Source organism: Microbacterium sp. 67-17 (genome assembly GCF_001898325.1).
GTDB lineage: Bacteria > Actinomycetota > Actinomycetes > Actinomycetales > Microbacteriaceae > Microbacterium > Microbacterium schleiferi.
On sequence record NZ_MKTR01000023.1, the window covers coordinates 1 to 16972 of the forward strand.

The following is a 16972-nucleotide window of genomic DNA, read 5'->3' on the forward strand; positions in this document are numbered from 1 at the left end:
AGCCCTGCCCGCCTGGCTGCACTTCTACAATCACCACAGGCCCCACACTGCGATCGGGAAGCTCCCGCCCATCAGCCGGATCTCAAACAACCTGCCTGGGCAGTACAGCTAGCTGCGCTCCTCTACACGTACGGGCCCTGGGAAATCGGGCGTGACTCGAAGCTTGCGGCATTGGCCACGCTTCTCACGGAGGAGCACCCGAACGAGAAGGTCTTGGTCTTCACGGAGTACAAGGACACCGCAAACTACGTCGCTACCGCGCTTCGATCGCTCGGCATCGATGCGGTGGACTCGGCGACCGGCGATGACGAGGACCCGACTCAGCTTGCGCGTCGGTTCTCGCCGCACTCCAACAAGCTGCGAGGAAAAGCCGAGGCGCCGGGCGTCGGCGACGAACTCCGGGTGCTCATCTCGACGGATGTCCTCAGCGAAGGTCAGAACTTGCAGGACGCGCACATCGTGGTCAACTACGACCTGCCGTGGGCCATTGTGCGTCTGATTCAGCGGGCTGGCCGTGTCGACCGAGTCGGTCAGGAGTCGCCCGAGGTGCTGCTCTACTCGATCTTCCACGGTTCGCTGAACAACGTCTTGTCGCTTCGTCAGCGCATCGCCGACCGGCTGCAGCAGAATGCGCAGGCCTTCGGCTCCGATGAGCAGTTCTTCGGTTCGGAGGACGAAGTGCGGACGATTACTGACCTGTACGACGGCACGCTCGACGAAGCCGACGACGTCGAGGACATCGACGCCGCGAGCCTTGCGTTCCAGTACTGGAGCAACGCGTTGCAGCAGACACCGGAAGCTGCTGAGCGTGCGCGACGATTGCCGGATCTCGTCGATGCGACCAGAGGGCGTCGCGTTACCGATGTCGAAGACGGCGTTGCGTGCTACGTCCGCACCGAGGCCGGCATCGACGGATTCGGCTGGACGACGTCGGACGGCGAAACGCGACTCCTCACAGGCTTCGAGACCCTGCGTGTATTCGAGAGCACGCCTGATGAACCCTTTGTCGAGCGCCTTGCGAATCATGACGAGCTTGTGGGAGCGCTGGTGCGCGGCCCGCTTGCGAACCCCGCGGTCGCTGCGGGGCGGCTTCGCGGTGTGCGGCGCCAGATCTGGAAGCGCCTCGGCGAGAGCGTATTCGACTTTGGCCCTGAGGCTTCGGCGGCGCTCGATCTGCTGTACCAGCACCCGCTCACCAATGAGTCCGATCGTCGGCTGCGGAACGCCGTCCGTAACGGCGCCTCGGACGACGAGCTCGCCAACCGTCTCGCCGCGCTGGCGCGGGAAGACAAGCTTGTTATCGAGCGTCGTTCCGGCAGCGACTCGATCCGAATCGTCAGCACCATGGGAGTGAGTCAGTAATGGATAGCGCAGTGCTACTTGGGCTGGTCGATCGCCGTGAGTTCCGCGATCTCTTCGTCGATCATCTCGGCTGGAGCAACCCCGATCAGGGCGACTTCGAGGTGGCAACGGAGAACGGCGTTTACACGCTGACTCAAGTCGCAGGGTTCAAGGGCCTGCGTGTGTGGTTCCACGACGGGGTGCCGCCGCGTTCCGAGCAGCGCCTGATCGATCAGACCATCGGTGCGAGGAACCTCGAACGCCTCGTCATCTTTGCTGACGAGCACGACCAGGCCTGGCGCTGGCCGCGGCGAGCCCAGATGGGCGGCGCGAACGCGAAGCTCGTGCTCCACGAGCGTCGGGTCGGAGACAGCGATAATCGTCTCGTGCGCCAGCTCGAGGCGATCTCCATCGACTTCGACGAGGACATCACGCTCGTAGACCTCTTGTCGCGGATGCGTGGAGCCTTCGACCATGAAGCCGAGACCACCGCGGCTCAAGCGGCTCGCCTCATGAGCACGCTCTACGCCGAGCTTGAGGCGTCCGGATGGGACCAACACAACTCGACGCTTCTTCTCGCTCGCCTGCTCTTCCTCTACTTCGCTGACGACTCGGGCATGTGGAAGCATCCGGGACGACCGGATCAGTTCCAGCAGTTCTTGCTCGACGGCACCACCGACGAGACGCTCGCGAGCGACTTGAGTGCGCTGTTCGAAGCGTTGAGTCACGAACAGCGTCGTGCAGACCTTCCGGAGGAAGTTCGTGCATTCCGTTACGTCAACGGTGGCCTCTTCACAGACGAGTTCACCATGGGGCTGCTGACCGAGACATTCCGCGCCGAGCTGATCAACGCTGGCGACTTTGACTGGTCAGTGATCTCGCCTGCCATCTTTGGGTCGATGTTCCAGACCGTGAAGGACAAGAAGTCGCGGCGACACGGTGGTGAGCACTACACAACCGAAGAGAGCATCCTTCGGACAATCGATCCCCTTTTCCTCACGGAGTTTCGGCAGCGTCTATCCAGTGGATGGAACGATCGCTCTCAGCTCACCAAGCTCCACAACGACCTTGGACGGGTGCGGGTGCTCGATCCGGCCTGCGGGTGCGGGAACTTCCTGATCGTCGCTTACCGAGAACTCCGCGCCCTTGAGCTCGACCTGCTACTGAGGCAGCGCGAGCTCGATCTGCAGGACAAAGGCAAGGACTATGCCCAGCTGTCGTTCGATGTAACCGGCGACCTCAAAGTACGTCTCGATCATTTCTACGGCATCGAGATTGAAGAGTGGCCGGCGCGCATCGCGGAGACTGCGATGCTCCTCGTCGACCACCTGGCGAATCAACGCATGGAGCAAGATTTCGGGCAGGCGCCGGATCGGCTACCGATTCAGATCGCACCGAAGATCGTGAACGGGAATGCTCTGAGGACTGAGTGGCGCGAGTTGATCGAGCCAACTCCCGACGTCATCATCGTCGGAAATCCCCCGTTCATTGGCCAGTACACCAAGACTGCTGAGCAGACGGCTGACGCCCGTCGCATCTGGGGAGCTCGCTACAACGGATACCTTGACTACGTCACCTGCTGGTACGCCCTTGCCCTTCAATACTTCGGTGACGTTGCAGGTAGGTGGGCATTCGTCTCGACGAACTCTATTTCCCAGGGCGAAGCCGCGGAGTACCTGTGGCGCCCTATCTTCGAGGCGGGTTGGCGCTGCCGTTTCGCGCATCGCTCGTTTCAGTGGGTCACGGAGGCGCCTGATGGTGCTGCGGTTCACGTGTCGATCATCGGCTACGACAAGCGGAGCATGCCGAAGGCGACCTTGTGGACCTACCCCGAGAGTGGGAAGGGTGACGGGATGCCGGCCGAAGTGCCGAACATCAACCCATATCTGCTCCCCGCGCCGAACACGTTCGTGTCCAGCTCAACTCGCCCACTCGTTTCGGAGCTCCCACCTGTGACGAAGGGTAGCCAGCCAACGGATGGCGGGAATTTCTTCGTCGACGCAGATCAGCTCGCTCGAGTTCGTGCCGATTCGGTGGCCGTTCGATTCCTGCGACCATTCGTTGGAGCGAGGGAGTTGCTTCACGATATTGAACGCTGGTGCATATGGCTGGAGGGTGTTGATGCGGCCGAGATCGCTCGAAGCGACTTCCTCACCGAGCGAGTTGAGGCCGTTCGGGATCTTCGTCTCCGCAGCAAGAAGGCCGCAACTCGTGCCAAGGCCGCAACCCCACATCTCTTCGACGAGAGGCGTCAACCTCACGCCAGCTATCTGGGCATCCCGAGACACGTGGCTCAGACGCGGGAGTTCTTTACCGCGAAGCGGCTGCCGCCAGAAGTGATCTGTGGCGACGCCAACTTCATGGTCGAGGACGCCGACGGATTCGCGCTCGGTGTTTTGTCGTCGTCGATGTTCATACTCTGGATGCGCGGCATCGGGGGGCGTATCAAGTCCGACCTGCGTTTCTCCAACACGTTCGTCTACAACTCCTTCCCGCTACCACCGATTAGCGATCAGCGACGACGCGCGCTCGTTCACGCCGCTGCGCAACTAATCGAAGCACGCGCGGAGTTCCCGCGCGAGTCACTTGCGGACCTCTACGAAGTGGATCGAATCCCAGAGCCGATCCGAAGAGCTCATGCCGCTATCGACTCGGTCATTGACGCGGTCTTTGGAGTGCGTCCGGATGCGACAGTGGAGGCGCGTCAGCGCCTAATGCTGAGGCGGTACTCCAAGCTCACGCGGCAGGACGCTCCGGATTCGACGCTCTTTGACGACAGTGAGTTTGTAGAGCAGTAGCCCTCGGCAGGGAGGGACGCTTCAAGTCCGAGCGACACGCCGAGAGTAAAAACAAGCACGCGTTATACTGACCTTCGCGTATTGTGGTCTCATGACCGCAGAAGATGATGCTCTCGCCGCTCTCCAGGCTTTTGGGCTGCTCGATGTCCTGAAATGGGGAGCGCCGGTGGCGTTCGCTGCGACCGATCAGCTTTACGACGAGGACCAGGGCCACGATCAGGGTGTCGTGGGGTACCTCAACTTCAAGCACTTGAAAGACCTCATCGACCGAGCGACTGCGAATGGCCGCTTCAAGCTGGGCGAGGGGCTCGAGAGCCTCGGCGGTGATGTCCTCGAGCGTGGCATCACGCCGGAGGCATTCAGCGCGATGCCGGGCCTCCCGATCGACGCGGTCGCTCGCAGGGACTACAAGCAGTCTCCCGGATGGGCCATCGAGGGTTACCGCGTGCTGCTGCAGTCCTACCCGTTCGGCAAGGTCGATGAGATCAAGTGGGGGCAGCGCAGCACGGCGAAGAAGCGGGTGGCGGATCAGTTCTTCGACGATGGCAACGCGCTCTTCTCGCCCGAGGACTTCGGCCTGGAGACGATCCCGGGCATTCCGGACGACGACAACTTCGAGGGCGTCACCTTGATCGCGGCACACGCATTCAACCCGACGACTAAGCAGTACGAGCTCTATATCGGTCAGAGCAAGAACCCGGTGTCTGCCGACGACGAGTGCTGGTACTGGAAGGAGCTGCTGCTCTCCGGTGGCGCTCCGATCGGCGGGACGAGGCCGGTTACGCCGCAGATGCCGACCGGTGGCGCGTCAACGGACGTCGAGGACGTGCCGGTGCGGATCAAGCGGACTGGTGCGGGCGAAGGGTCGGGCACTGCGAATGGCTGAGGTGCGTCGACCGTCCCAGACGCTCGCCGCCGCCGCTTCCTTCTTCAACGGTGAGCGCCTCACCATGGCCCGTCAGCTGAAGGGACTCAAGAAGTCGCATCTGGCGTCGCTCATCGAGATGTCGCCGGCCTCGGTGACCGCATGGGAGAGCGGCGCCAAGCAGCCCAACCGTGCGACTGTGGCGAAGTTGGCATTGGCCCTGCAAGTCGAGCCTCAGTTCTTCGGGGGAGGCGCACCGCCGAAGACAGATAAGCCGAACTTCCGGTCGCTGCGCTCGACGCCACAAATTGCTCAGGATGAGGCAGAGGCGTATGGCAGGTTCGTCGCTGAGATCGCTGGGATGCTCGAAAACGCGGTTGAGTTCCCCGAAGCGCTCCTGCCTGACCTCCCTGTCGACCCTGACGAGCGTTCGATGACGCCGGAGCAGGCCGCGCGAGAAGCGCGCGAGTTCTTTGGTGTCGCACCCGGTCCTGTACAGCACGTGGTGCGGCTCGTCGAGCGCAACGGTGTCGTCGTCGTGTTCAGCGAGCCAGGGGTGGCCTCGATCGACGCCTACTCCCTGCACTCGGTGACGCGGCCGATCATCGTCCTGAACCCGGTGAAGGACGACTACTACCGACAACGCTTCGACGCCGCTCACGAGCTCGGCCACCTGATCATGCACCACGACGCCGAGCCCGGTGGCAAGGTCGCGGAAGAACAGGCCAATCGGTTCGCGTCTGAGTTCCTGATGCCGGCCGAAGAGATCGCGCCGTCCCTTCCCACCTCCACTGCAGGCAAGGCGTGGGCGCAGCTCGCCGAGCTGAAGGAGTACTGGGGCGTCAGCCTCGCCGCGCTTCTCTACCGCGCGCGGGCGCTCGGGATCATGAGTGACGTTTCGTACCGCAACGCGGTCATCCGCATGTCGCAGAACGGCTGGCGCCGGTCGGAGCCAGGGCGAATCTCATCGCTAGAGATGCCGTCGATGCTGCCGCGCGCACGTGAGGTATTGCGCGAAGCGGGCATCGACGAGGGATCCTTCCTCGCTGGCTCGGGGCTGCCGGTGGGGTTGTACGAGATCGCGGCGTCGCGAGTGCCGGTCGTGGGAGTTAGGTCGTGAGGTTCACGGAGACGTTCGGCATCACGCGCGTTGCGGAGGACGACTGGTTCGACCCACATCTAACGGTGGACACCAAGCTGTTCATCGACCCGCTTCTTCTCCTTGAAGGGGGCGGCATCTGGTCTACGGCACACGACGAGCTGATCGCGCATTTCGTGCACTGCTACGGCCTCGTCGCGAAGGCAACGAGCTCCAAGTCGGTGTCCGCACAAGCCGCGCGCAGACTGCTCACGTTTCCTGAACCGTTCGAGCTGGGGCTGGGCTACACCGCCATCGGAACCCGGGGCTCTGGGGCCGGAGATCGGTTCGCTGCACGGATGGCGGACGGCATAGCGGTTGCGATCGCCGCGGGACTCACTCAACCAGAGCACATCGAAGAGATCGGCATCCTGAACGAAGGTATCGGTGCTGATCGGATCTCTGATGCGACTGCCAACGTCATCAAGGGGCGCTTGATCGCATATACGCAGGAAGTTGCGCGCCGTCACCACGTTCCTCTGGATACGCACAAGGTCCGGCATTCCCGAGTTTCGCTCGATGCCGCCCGGTGGCACGACGAGGAGGTGGAGCTGCCGACGAACCCTGCGACCGGAAGGCCAATCATCCTGGTGCCCGAGTTCATCCTCGGTGGACTTCCGACGTTGAATGCTGACGACTGGTTCGATTCGCACTTCAACGACGACATCCGTCTGTCGCTCAACCTCAAGGTCGGGCAAGCCGTATCGAAGTCGAGCATCGTGGCGTTCGCCCGCCAGAGACCAGAGCGCGTTCGCGAGTGGGCTCGTGCCCAGACCAGCCGAGAAGATCTGATGAGTTACGACTTCGGCGGTGACCCGCTCGGTGTCGTCCAGTGGGATCGCGAGCCTGCGCGTTTCGCCGCCGAGCATCCCCTGCGGATGCGCGTCGTAGCGACCACGAAGGACCTCGTAGAGCTTGTGGCGGAGGTCGTCGACCAATTCCGACACTTCGTTGAGGAGCAGCGCGGATGGAGCCTGCTCTGGAACGACGATGGGTCTGAGAAGCCCGAAGAAGCGATCCAGCTACTGCTCCTCGGCCTCGCCCAGCCCTATCTCCGCCAATTCAATGTCGAGCTCGATCGAGAGGTGGAGCTCGGACGCGGCCCGGTCGATTTCAAGGCGTCATCTGGGACGTCGGTGCGCCTGCTCATTGAGGTCAAGAAGCTCCACAACGGTAAGTTCTGGAACGGGCTTCGGCATCAGCTCCCGAGTTACATAAACTCCGACGGAGCAAGCGAGGGGTGGCTCATCGCCGTCCAATACCGCAGCAACCGTGCTGCGGTATTGCGGCTCAAAGCACTTCCCGCCGAGGTCGCCGCGGTGGCTGACGCCACGGGCACATCCCTGTACTACTCGGCGGTCGACGCGCGACGACCCCTGTCCGCCTCGAAGATAGAGGACATCCAACCGGGCGAAGCGCCGGAGGAGGAGGGTTCGGAGTGAGCGGCCTTAGCGTGTCGGACAAGGTCGTGCTGGAGGCAGTCTTGGGTATGTCCGGCGGGCATGTGCTCGACTTCAGCAACGAGTCGTTTGGCGCGTTCTTCCACGATCTCGGGATCGACGTCTACGACGCCGAGCGATACCCAGGGTTTGGTGATTCGAAGGCGAATCGCCTTCGGGCGCTCTGGCGCGGCGGCACCGAGGACGAGGTTGGCAGGTCGCTCCAAGCCCTCATCGAGTACATCGAAGCGAAGCGCCTCACCGGGTTTCTGAGCTACGAGGTCAACGATGAGAGCATGGACCGGGCGCGCGCTGTCGCCGGACGTCTGGCAGAGTCCGCGAAGCGTCCTGCGGATACGCCGCCGTCGAGCGTGAGCTTCACTACGGAAGCGACGGTCACCAACAACAAGATACAGATCGAGATCCACGAGGACATCTATGCCCATATAAGCCGATACCTCGAGACCGAAGACAACTTCCACGCGGTCGAGGAGTCGTACAAAGTTGTGCGGGAAGCGCTGCGCGAGAAGACAGGGAGTGAGAAGGCGACGGATGCTTTCAAGCCCGACAACATCCCGGCCCTCTTCGGCCACGAACCCTCGGGGCAGGCAGAGAAGGACTTCTTCGATGGCGTGAAGTACCTCAATATGGCTATCCAGTTCCTCCGGAACGAGAAGTCCCATACGCTCGCGACCTCTATGGAGCGGAACCTCGCCCTTCACTACATCTCGCTTGCGAGCCTGGCCTATGACCTGATCACGAGGTACGTCAGCGACGATCTGATTCAGGAGGTCGAGGACCTCATCACCGCCGAACGGCGCTCGTACTCGGCAACTCGCTTCTACGGAGTCTTCCGGGACGGACGATGGCTCGACCGACTCAGCTTGCCGAGCGACCTGTCGTCGGCGTCGGTGCGTCGTGTGCTGAAGGACAAGTGGCTCGGCGAGGCCGACTTCACCCGGAGCTACGACGACAGCAACATCGTATTGATGCGCCTCCAGATGGTGGCCGATGCGTTGAGTAAGTCCGACATTGAATTGTTGCTCGCCTTGCCTATTGTCGACGGCAACGGGTTTACCCAGGAGGCGGGCCTGACCACGTTCCTTGAGTACATGCAGCAGAAGTACCCGGCGACGATCTCCGCCAAGGCAGAGGCGCGCATCGCAGGACGCCATTGATCCAGCGCCGGACGCGCCATCTCTGATATCCTGAACTGTCTCTCGAAGGCATAGCTTCTGTGCGCCTGCCCGCGAAACGGCGGGGGAGTGACATCGCACAACCCCATCCACCTGGCCTGGAAACAGGCTGATGCGTGTGTTTCGACATCCGTGTCGGCATCCTGGCCCCGACTACAACACCATCCAAGGACAACCCACTACATGACTACTGCAACGACCGCCCCGGCCACCAAGCAGGTTGCGATCAACGACATCGGATCTGCTGAGGACTTCCTGGCCGCGGTCGAAGAGACCCTCAAGGGCAAGGACTTCAACGACGGCTCGCTCATCGAGGGCACCGTCGTCAAGATCGACCGCGACGAGGTGCTCCTCGACGTCGGATACAAGACCGAGGGTGTCATCCCCTCCCGTGAACTTTCCATCAAGCACGACGTCGACCCCAACGAGGTTGTCAACGTCGGCGACCAGGTCGAGGCGCTGGTTCTCCAGAAGGAGGACAAGGAAGGCCGCCTCATCCTCTCGAAGAAGCGTGCCCAGTACGAGCGTGCGTGGGGCGACGTCGAGAAGATCAAGGAGAACGACGGTGTTGTCACCGGTTCCGTGATCGAGGTCGTCAAGGGTGGACTCATCGTCGACATCGGCCTGCGTGGATTCCTCCCCGCATCGCTGATTGAGCTGCGCCGCGTCCGCGACCTGACCCCCTACCTGGGTCAGGAGATCGAGGCGAAGATCCTCGAGCTCGACAAGAACCGCAACAACGTCGTGCTCTCGCGCCGTGCGCTGCTCGAGCAGACCCAGTCGGAGTCGCGCTCGAACTTCCTCAACAACCTGCACAAGGGCCAGGTCCGCAAGGGCACCGTCTCGTCGATCGTCAACTTCGGTGCGTTCGTCGACCTCGGCGGCGTCGACGGTCTCGTGCACGTCTCGGAGCTCTCGTGGAAGCACATCGAGCACGCATCCGAGGTCGTCGAGGTCGGCCAGGAAGTCACCGTCGAGATTCTCGAGGTCGACCTCGACCGCGAGCGCGTGTCGCTCTCGCTCAAGGCCACCCAGGAAGACCCATGGCAGGTGTTCGCCCGCACCCACGCGATCGGCCAGATCGCACCGGGTAAGGTCACCAAGCTCGTTCCGTTCGGTGCGTTCGTTCGCGTCGCAGACGGCATCGAGGGCCTCGTGCACATCTCCGAGCTCTCGGGCAAGCACGTCGAGCTCGCCGAGCAGGTCGTCTCGGTCGGCGAAGAGGTCTTCGTCAAGGTCATCGACATCGACCTCGAGCGTCGCCGCATCTCGCTCTCGCTGAAGCAGGCCAACGAGTCGATCGACCCCTTCGGTGTCGAGTTCGACCCGGCCCTCTACGGCATGGTCACGGAGTACGACGAGAACGGGGAGTACAAGTACCCCGAGGGCTTCGACCCCGAGACCAACCAGTGGAAGGAAGGCTTCGACGAGCAGCGCGAGAAGTGGGAGCAGGAATACGCTGCAGCCCAGGCGCGCTGGGAAGCCCACAAGGCTACGGTTGCCAAGGCCGCCGAAGCCGAGGCTGCCAAGGAAGCCGACGACAGCTACAGCGGTTCGTCCACCTCGGGCTCCGGCTCGTACTCGAGCGAAAGCCCCGTCGGCACGCTCGCGGATGACGAGGCACTCGCGGCTCTTCGCGAGAAGCTCTCGGGCCGCTAAGACCCGGCACCACCCGCGTCACAGCCGGTAGCATCACACAGCAACGGAAGGCCGGGATCCCTCAGGGGGTCCCGGCCTTTCAGCGTTCGTCGGGCGCCGAGGAAAGCTGCTAACGATGCGCTTCGACGACCTCGACCGTGCCGCTGCCCGTGAGATCCGTATCGACCTGGGTTGGGTCTTCGGAATAGGTGAGTCCGCCACTGCGGGCGCAGTCGGTCTCCGTTGAAGTCGCCCAGAACCAGAGTGCCCTGGGCCACGTCTGAGGTCAGCGCCGAGATCACGCTGCGCGATGCGGTTATCGTCAGAGACTCCTCCTCGCCGATGGTGATGGCGAGGAGGAGTCGCTTGTTCGCAGACCTGCGGCATCGACATCGGCGATGTCGCGGGTCTGCGTCGTCATTGTTCCCGTCAGGTGAAGCTGCCCGCAGGATGCAGCGGCAGGACAAGCGCGAGCGCTACGCCGAAGAGCGTGGCGCGGGTGAGAGGTCGTTGCCGGATGTTCATCGTGCTCACTGTCGACTCGTGGTCGACGCCGCATCGGCCATCGCCGCGATCGTTCGCGGCATCATCCAGGCCGAGCGCAGGATGTACGCCAACAGCGCCAGCTCAATGCCGATGGAGACGACGTAGAAGGGAGCCCACTCCCACGTCTCGCCGACGGCGTTGAAGACCGTGACGGGGACGTAGACGGCACCGGCAACGAGGTTCGTGATGCGGTTCGCGCGGGCAGGAAGGACCGCGGAGAGGACCACCATCACCGACGGGATCGCCGTCAGCGTGAGGAACCCGGTCATCAGCGCAGGCGTGATCGGGAACTCGAAGACGACACCTGCCTGGATATTGTCGATCACGTTCGGCTTGTGGAGGTGGTAGTAGTCGACGTAGATGTACAGGAACATGAAGCTCGTCCAGGCGGCAGCGAGCTTCGCCTGCACCGGGACCTGCGGGTGGGAGAGCGGTTTCGGGGTGCGTGAAGTGGTCATGTGGCCTTCTCTCTGTTCAGGGATTTCCCTCCGCCTGGGTGGCGGCGGGGAGGTGCATGCCGGGAGCCTGAGCGACCGGGAGCCGTCAGGGCGTGACGACAACCTTTCCTCGCGTGTGGCCGGTCGCGACGTGGTGAAGAGCTTCGGCTGCGTCATCCAGCGAGTAGACGCGGTCGATGACGGGTGTGACCTGGCCGGCCGACAAGAGCGCCGCCAGAGTGAGAAGGTCTTCGTGGTTGCCGACAGAGGTGAACGGTCGCAACCTCTGCTGTGTGAAGGCCGACAGCACACGCGATCGTGCGATGCGTACAAGGGGACCTAGCCAGCGTCCACCGCGTCCGCTGTTCGGAATCAGGGTGCCGGTGCGGGTTAGTGCCCGGCGCATGACGCTGATCGGCTGAGCCTCGACGTTGTCGAGGATGACGTCGTAGCGCGCACCGGTGCTGGTGATGTCGGATCTCTCGTAGTCGACGACGTGGTCGGCGCCGAGAGCGGCGACAAGGTCGGTGTTGCGGGCGCTGCACACGCCCGTGACCTCGGCGCCGAGCGCCTTGGCGATCTGGACGGCAAACGACCCGACACCACCCGATGCCCCCACGATGAGAACCTTCTGTCCGGGGGACACCCGTGCGACATCGCGCAGGGCCTGCAGCGCGGTCATCCCCGAGGTCGGCGCCGCGGCGGCATCGGCCAGCGACAGGTTCGCGGGCGCGGGAGCGAGGTTGCGCGCGGGCACGCAGGCGAACTCGGCGAGCGTGCCCGTCGAACACCACCCGAACACCTCGTCACCGGGCTCGATGCTCGCGACATCCTCACCGACCGCAGTGACGACGCCCGCGAGATCCGTGCCGCGGATGGCCTGGCGCGGCCGACGCAGTCCGAAGGCGAGCCGAATGACGTACGGTTCGCCGGCCATGATGAAGCAGTCGCCGGGGTGCAGCGAGGCAGCACGCACCCGGACACGCACGCCGCCTCGCCCGAGACGAGGGAGCTCGACATCCGCTGTCTCGAGAACGGTGGGCGTACCGTACCGACGCTGAATGACGGCGCGCATGGTCGTTGTCGTTTCCATGACTTGAGAATGGGCCGCGACACGGATACCCGTCATCGGCCGGAAGGCCGCGACCGCAGGGGCCGAAAGTACGATTCTCAGTCCGTACCGCGGGCCGATGTGGGGAGAGGTCACGCACGCGAACATCGAGCTATGTCGACTGACCTGAACCTCGCCCCGCACGCGCAGACGAGCACTGACCCACGGCCCGCACCCCGGAGCGGATGGCTCGCGATCAGTGGCCTGCTCCTGCTGAGTGCGCTCCCGATCATCGGAGGAGCACTCAGCCTGCGGGAGGCGAGTGTTCCTTCGGGTGACGCATTTGCGTGGGCATCGACGGTCGCGATGGTCGCGCACATCGTGTCGATGAGTGTGTACTGCGTGGTTGGCGCATTCCAGTTCTCGCCCGCGCTGCGCGCTCGACGCGGATGGCACCGTCGGGCGGGTCGGGTGCTGCTTCCGCTGGGGTTCCTGGCGGCGGTATCCGGCGCCTGGCTCGCGGTGTTCTTCGGCGGACCCGCAGACGAACTGCCGCTGGCGATGGTGCGGCTGTTCTTTTCCGCCGTGATGATGGCGTTCCTGGCGATGTCAGCGATCGCGATCGTGCGCCGTGACTTCGCAGCGCACGGCGCGTGGTCGACGCGGGCATTCGCGATCGCCGTCTCTGGCGGCACCCAAGCGCTCGTCTCGGTGCTGTGGTCGCTTCCCTTCGGCGAACCTGACACGGCTGGCGAGACCTGGGTCGTCGCGGCGGGCTTCACCATCAACTGGCTCGTGGCCGAGCTGATCGTTCGGCATCGCGCGAACGGTCGATCGCGGAAGGCGACGGAGCGCGGTGCGCTTGTATCCTGACCCGGTGACTGGGCTGTGGCGTTCCGCGTGGGATGCGCCGAGCGCCGCGCCGCCTCCGCCGCGTCGGGTGTGGCGGGACTGGCTCCTCCTCGTTTTCATCGCGGTGCTGGCGGTCGTCGAGGGTCTGCTCCGGTCCGATCTGACGAACCCTTGGCTCTCCGTGGGCGTGGTCCTCGCGGTGACGCCGACTGTGTTGTGGCGTCGCACCAAGCCGCTGTGGATGCTGTGCATCGTGCTCCTACCGATCGACGTGCTCCTGCCCGTCTCGAGCTTGACGACCAGCCTGTTCATCCTGGTGATCGTGTACGCCCTCTTCCGTTGGGCCTCCGGTCGCGAGCTCATGATCGGTTCCCTACTCCTGATCATCAGCCTCGGACTCACGTTCCTTCGTGGCGGAGGACTCGTCGAACTGATCGGCGGGTTCGCTCTCCTGCTCACAGCGGTGTTGCTCGGCATGGCCTTTCGCTACCGCGCGAGCTCCCGCGAGCGACTACTTGACCGCATCCGGATGCTCGAACGCGAGCATCTTGCCCGCGACCTGCACGACACCGTCGCGCACCACGTCACGGCCATCGCGATCCGCGCGCAGGCAGGACTCGCCGTTGCGCCCCACGACCCGACCGCGGCGCAGAGCGCGCTGCGGGTGATCGAAACCGAAGCGGCCAAGACGCTGCGGGAGCTGCGGTCGATGGTTCGGGTGCTGCGTGTCGGCGACATCGGAGATCTCGCACCGAACCCCGGCCTGGGCGACATCGCACAGCTCGCGGGCACGAGGCCCGGCGGCACTGTCGTGGAGGTCACGGTCAGCGATGGCGACATCAGCATCCCCCCGCCCGTTGCCGCCGCCGTCTTTCGCCTCGCCCAGGAGTCGGTGACCAACGCGCTTCGTCACGCGCGCCACCTGACGCGGGTTGACGTGGTCGTGGTCGCGGACGACGTCGGTGTTCGATTGAGCGTCGTCAACGACGGTGACCTGGCCTCGCCGCCCGCTCCCGGTTTCGGCATCATCGGCATGAGGGAGCGCGCGGCACTGTTGGGCGGCTCGTGCGAGGCCGGGCCTGCGCCGGGCGGAGGGTGGACTGTCACGGCGACCCTCCCTCGTGTTGGATGGGCTCCGTGACCATCCGAGTGCTCATCGCCGATGACCAGGAGCTGGTGCGCACGGGCCTGAGCATGATCCTCGACGCGCAGCCGGATATCACGGTGGTCGGGCAGGCATCCGATGGCGCCGAAGCGGTCGAACTGGCGCGGCGCCTGCGGCCCGATGTGTGCGTCTTCGACATCCGCATGCCCGACGTCGATGGCATTGAGGCGACCCGCCTGCTTGCGGGCCCCGACGTGGACGACCCGATGGCGATCGTCATCATCACGACCTTCGACCTCGACGAGTATGTGTTCGCCGCGCTGCGGGCCGGCGCCAAGGGCTTTCTGCTCAAGGATGCCGGGACGGAGTTGCTTACGGAGGCGGTTCGTTCGGCCGCGAACGGCGACGCCCTCATCGCCCCGAACATCACGGTTCGTCTGCTCGAGGCATTCAGCCGCGCAGAGCCCGCTTCACGGCCGCAGCCGGCCGAGCCTCTCACCGACCGCGAAGAGCAGGTGCTCATCGAAGTCGCACGGGGGCGCAGCAACAGTGAGATCGCGGCCAGCCTGTACATCACCCTCAGCACCGTGAAGTCGCACATCGCGAGTCTCATGACCAAACTCGGCGCGCGCAATCGCGTCGAGATCGCGATCTGGGCACACCAGGCGGGACGGATGACGCCCGCTCCGAGACCGGGGGTGGGTGACCGGGCAACTCGCTGAACTGCGGAATGTCGAGCGCCGCCGCCAGCAGGCGCAGGCGGCTGTCGGCATCCGTGCCCGGGAGCTCTCGCGTCGTTCCACCCACTCAATGACCGGGGCTTGCGCGCTGTGCCACACTGGGCGCATGCATCGGGGGATCGCACGACTTGCTGTTGTTTTTGTTGGCATGCTCGCGCTGGTCGGGTGCACCGAGGTGTCACCCGAGCCGACCAACTCGCCGCGCACCTACACGTACAGCATTTTCGACACTGGGGCCGAAGACATCGACACGCTGCCCGATGCCGCGGGTGACCTGTTCGCAGATCTCACGCAGAGCATGTCGCGGTACGCGGGCGACGACAACGGAACGCAAGTCTGGGCCGTACACGGAATCGGAACCGAGGGACCCAAGGTCTGCCTGGTGTTGGTCGCCCACGACGTGGCGTCGACCGGATGCGCATCTCGGGGGGTCCTCGAGGTCGGCAGAGGGACCTCCGCTGCGTACCAGCTCGTTCCCGACGGCGACCCCGCGCCGGACAGTTCCGTCAAGCTCGCCGAGAACGTCTACGTCGTGCGGTGAACGGTGGCGCACGGCCCGGCGTCGATGATCGCTTGCTGACGGCATCCGTCGCGCGTACGGTCAAGCCATGCTGACCGTCGGATCCATCGTCATCCGTGTCGACGACCTCGCCGCGCAGCTGCAGTTCTGGACGCAGGCACTGGACTACGAGCCGCGACAACCGATCGCCGCCGACTTCGCGCTGCTGCACCCGCGCTCGGGGGACGGCCCGAATATCTCACTCGACAAGGTGCCCTCGCCCCGGATGCTTCCCCCACGCATCCACCTGGACCTGTACGCCGACGACCAAGCCGCCGAGGTCGAGCGGCTCACCGCGCTCGGCGCGCGCGAAGTGCACTGGAGCAAGCGTCCCGCCGACGCCGACTACATCATCATGGAAGACCCCGAGGGTAACCGCTTCTGCGTCATCGACGCCGCCCGGTAGTCGGCGTAATCAGCGGTCGACGTCGCTGAACTGCTGCGTGCCGAGCACCGAGAGCAGGCGCAGGCGGCTGTCGGCATCCGTTCCCGGGGGAGCGGTCAGCACGACGAGGGTCTGCGAGGCATCCTCGGTGAACAGGGCCTGGCAGTCGACCTCGATCGGGCCGATCTCGGGATGGATGACGACCTTGTGGTCTTCGAACCGGCGACCGACCCGCTGACTCCGCCACAGCTCGGCGAACTCGGCGCTCTGGGCATCGAGTGCACGGGCGATCTCGCCGGCCCGCGAGCGCGGACCCATCGCACCATACGCTGCCCGGAGCGACGAGACCAGGGCGAGCGATTGGCGAGCGTGATCACTCTCGGGATAGACCGCGCGCGCCGTCTCGGGATGGGCGAACCAGCGGTAGATTCCGCTGCGCTCGAGTCCCGTGTAGACGGATGCATCGCCGAACAGCGCGCGCCCGGGCGCATTCTGCACGAGCGTCTCATCGATCGCCGTGATGATGAACGCCGGCACGTCGGAGAGGCGGTCCATCATCCGCAGCAAGCCCGGCGACACGAAGTCGCTCGCGGCGCGGTCGGGAGCGCTATGCCCGGCGACGCGGAACAGGTAGTCGCGCTCCTCGGCGCTCAGGCGCAGTGCCCGCGCGAGCGATGAGAGCATCTGTGTGCTCGGCTGCGGTCCGCGGCGTTGCTCGAGACGCGTGTAGTAGTCGGTCGACATCGCCGCCAGCTGCGCGACCTCCTCACGCCGCAGGCCCTGGGCGCGGCGGCGGGATCCTGCCGAGAGGCCCACATCCTGCGGCTGCAACGCGGACCGGTGATGCACGAGAAACTCAGCCAGCGCGTCACGGTCCATCCC

17 protein-coding genes are annotated in these 16972 nt (G+C 64.5%); 13 read left to right on the forward strand and 4 right to left on the reverse strand.

The annotated features are described in order from the left end of the window. Positions 1-112: integrase core domain-containing protein (locus BGO47_RS09490; RefSeq protein WP_292711368.1), on the forward strand; the 112-nt coding region annotated here is incomplete at its 5' end. Positions 113-171: 59 nt separating this feature from the next. Continuing rightward, the gene (locus BGO47_RS09495; RefSeq protein WP_292711185.1) at positions 172-1362 is read left to right on the forward strand and encodes a helicase-related protein; all 1191 of its coding nucleotides are present in this window, start codon (positions 172-174) and stop codon (positions 1360-1362) included. Between the two features lie 14 nt (positions 1363-1376). Here the strand turns inward: BGO47_RS09495 and BGO47_RS09500 are convergent, their stop codons facing one another. Next, positions 1377-1841 (reverse strand): hypothetical protein, encoded by a 465-nt coding sequence (locus BGO47_RS09500; RefSeq protein ID WP_292711188.1) that lies wholly within the window; start codon positions 1839-1841, stop codon positions 1377-1379. 12 nt (positions 1842-1853) lie between these two features. Here BGO47_RS09500 and BGO47_RS09505 point away from each other — a divergent pair, with 12 nt between their 5' ends. From BGO47_RS09505 to rpsA, 6 genes are all read left to right on the forward strand, one after another. Beyond that, positions 1854-4139: a DNA methyltransferase gene (locus BGO47_RS09505; protein ID WP_292711191.1), complete on the forward strand. Its 2286-nt coding sequence runs from the start codon at positions 1854-1856 to the stop codon at positions 4137-4139. Between the two features lie 91 nt (positions 4140-4230). Then, positions 4231-5025 (forward strand): hypothetical protein, encoded by a 795-nt coding sequence (locus tag BGO47_RS09510; protein ID WP_292711194.1) that lies wholly within the window; start codon positions 4231-4233, stop codon positions 5023-5025. After that, positions 5018-6124: an XRE family transcriptional regulator gene (locus BGO47_RS09515; RefSeq protein ID WP_292711197.1), complete on the forward strand. Its 1107-nt coding sequence runs from the start codon at positions 5018-5020 to the stop codon at positions 6122-6124. Before BGO47_RS09510 ends, BGO47_RS09515 begins: the two co-directional genes overlap by 8 nt. Then, complete coding sequence (locus tag BGO47_RS09520; RefSeq protein ID WP_292711201.1) at positions 6121-7584, forward strand: hypothetical protein; 1464 nt, start codon at positions 6121-6123, stop codon at positions 7582-7584. Before BGO47_RS09515 ends, BGO47_RS09520 begins: the two co-directional genes overlap by 4 nt. Continuing rightward, positions 7581-8759, forward strand: a complete 1179-nt coding sequence (locus tag BGO47_RS09525; RefSeq protein WP_292711203.1) for a TIGR02391 family protein — start codon at positions 7581-7583, stop codon at positions 8757-8759. The genes BGO47_RS09520 and BGO47_RS09525 overlap by 4 nt, the downstream gene beginning before the upstream one ends. 201 nt (positions 8760-8960) lie before the next feature. Next, on the forward strand, positions 8961-10436 hold the full coding sequence (gene rpsA, locus BGO47_RS09530; RefSeq protein ID WP_292711206.1) for a 30S ribosomal protein S1: 1476 nt from the start codon (positions 8961-8963) through the stop codon (positions 10434-10436). 509 nt (positions 10437-10945) lie between these two features. Here the strand turns inward: rpsA and BGO47_RS09535 are convergent. Together BGO47_RS09535 and BGO47_RS09540 are read right to left on the reverse strand one after the other, a co-directional pair. Further along, positions 10946-11419, reverse strand: a complete 474-nt coding sequence (locus BGO47_RS09535; protein ID WP_292711209.1) for a DUF6326 family protein — start codon at positions 11417-11419, stop codon at positions 10946-10948. Positions 11420-11504: 85 nt separating this feature from the next. Then, a complete protein-coding gene (locus BGO47_RS09540; protein ID WP_292711211.1) occupies positions 11505-12491 on the reverse strand; it encodes an NAD(P)-dependent alcohol dehydrogenase in 987 nt (328 codons plus the stop codon). Positions 12492-12623: 132 nt separating this feature from the next. Here BGO47_RS09540 and BGO47_RS09545 point away from each other — a divergent pair, with 132 nt between their 5' ends. The 5 genes from BGO47_RS09545 to BGO47_RS09565 all read left to right on the forward strand — a co-directional run bounded on the left by BGO47_RS09545 (position 12624) and on the right by BGO47_RS09565 (position 16111). Then, a complete protein-coding gene (locus BGO47_RS09545) occupies positions 12624-13322 on the forward strand; it encodes a DUF2306 domain-containing protein (protein WP_292711213.1) in 699 nt (232 codons plus the stop codon). A gap of 4 nt (positions 13323-13326) precedes the next feature. After that, the gene (locus tag BGO47_RS09550) at positions 13327-14442 is read left to right on the forward strand and encodes a histidine kinase (protein ID WP_292711216.1); all 1116 of its coding nucleotides are present in this window, start codon (positions 13327-13329) and stop codon (positions 14440-14442) included. Further along, a complete protein-coding gene (locus BGO47_RS09555) occupies positions 14439-15128 on the forward strand; it encodes a response regulator transcription factor (RefSeq protein WP_292711219.1) in 690 nt (229 codons plus the stop codon). Before BGO47_RS09550 ends, BGO47_RS09555 begins: the two co-directional genes overlap by 4 nt. A 124-nt stretch (positions 15129-15252) precedes the next feature. Then, a complete protein-coding gene (locus tag BGO47_RS09560) occupies positions 15253-15687 on the forward strand; it encodes a hypothetical protein (RefSeq protein ID WP_292711222.1) in 435 nt (144 codons plus the stop codon). A 67-nt stretch (positions 15688-15754) separates the two neighbouring features. After that, positions 15755-16111, forward strand: coding sequence for a VOC family protein (locus BGO47_RS09565; RefSeq protein ID WP_292711225.1), 357 nt, complete (start codon positions 15755-15757; stop codon positions 16109-16111). 9 nt (positions 16112-16120) lie between these two features. Here the strand turns inward: BGO47_RS09565 and BGO47_RS09570 are convergent, their stop codons facing one another. Further along, a complete protein-coding gene (locus BGO47_RS09570) occupies positions 16121-16969 on the reverse strand; it encodes a helix-turn-helix transcriptional regulator (RefSeq protein WP_292711227.1) in 849 nt (282 codons plus the stop codon). Positions 16970-16972 lie beyond the last annotated feature (3 nt).

Bases quoted from the DNA above. Each gene is read 5' to 3' on its own strand.
- BGO47_RS09570 (WP_292711227.1), bottom strand. From the start codon at position 16,969: ATGGACCGTGACGCGCTGGCTGAGTTTCTCGTGCATCACCGGTCCGCG.
- BGO47_RS09540 (WP_292711211.1), bottom strand. From the start codon at position 12,491: ATGGAAACGACAACGACCATGCGCGCCGTCATTCAGCGTCGGTACGGT.
- BGO47_RS09510 (WP_292711194.1), top strand. From the start codon at position 4,231: ATGACCGCAGAAGATGATGCTCTCGCCGCTCTCCAGGCTTTTGGGCTG.
- BGO47_RS09560 (WP_292711222.1), top strand. From the start codon at position 15,253: ATGCATCGGGGGATCGCACGACTTGCTGTTGTTTTTGTTGGCATGCTC.
- BGO47_RS09545 (WP_292711213.1), top strand. From the start codon at position 12,624: ATGTCGACTGACCTGAACCTCGCCCCGCACGCGCAGACGAGCACTGAC.
- BGO47_RS09505 (WP_292711191.1), top strand. From the start codon at position 1,854: ATGAGCACGCTCTACGCCGAGCTTGAGGCGTCCGGATGGGACCAACAC.
- rpsA (WP_292711206.1), top strand. From the start codon at position 8,961: ATGACTACTGCAACGACCGCCCCGGCCACCAAGCAGGTTGCGATCAAC.
- BGO47_RS09515 (WP_292711197.1), top strand. From the start codon at position 5,018: ATGGCTGAGGTGCGTCGACCGTCCCAGACGCTCGCCGCCGCCGCTTCC.
- BGO47_RS09535 (WP_292711209.1), bottom strand. From the start codon at position 11,419: ATGACCACTTCACGCACCCCGAAACCGCTCTCCCACCCGCAGGTCCCG.
- BGO47_RS09565 (WP_292711225.1), top strand. From the start codon at position 15,755: ATGCTGACCGTCGGATCCATCGTCATCCGTGTCGACGACCTCGCCGCG.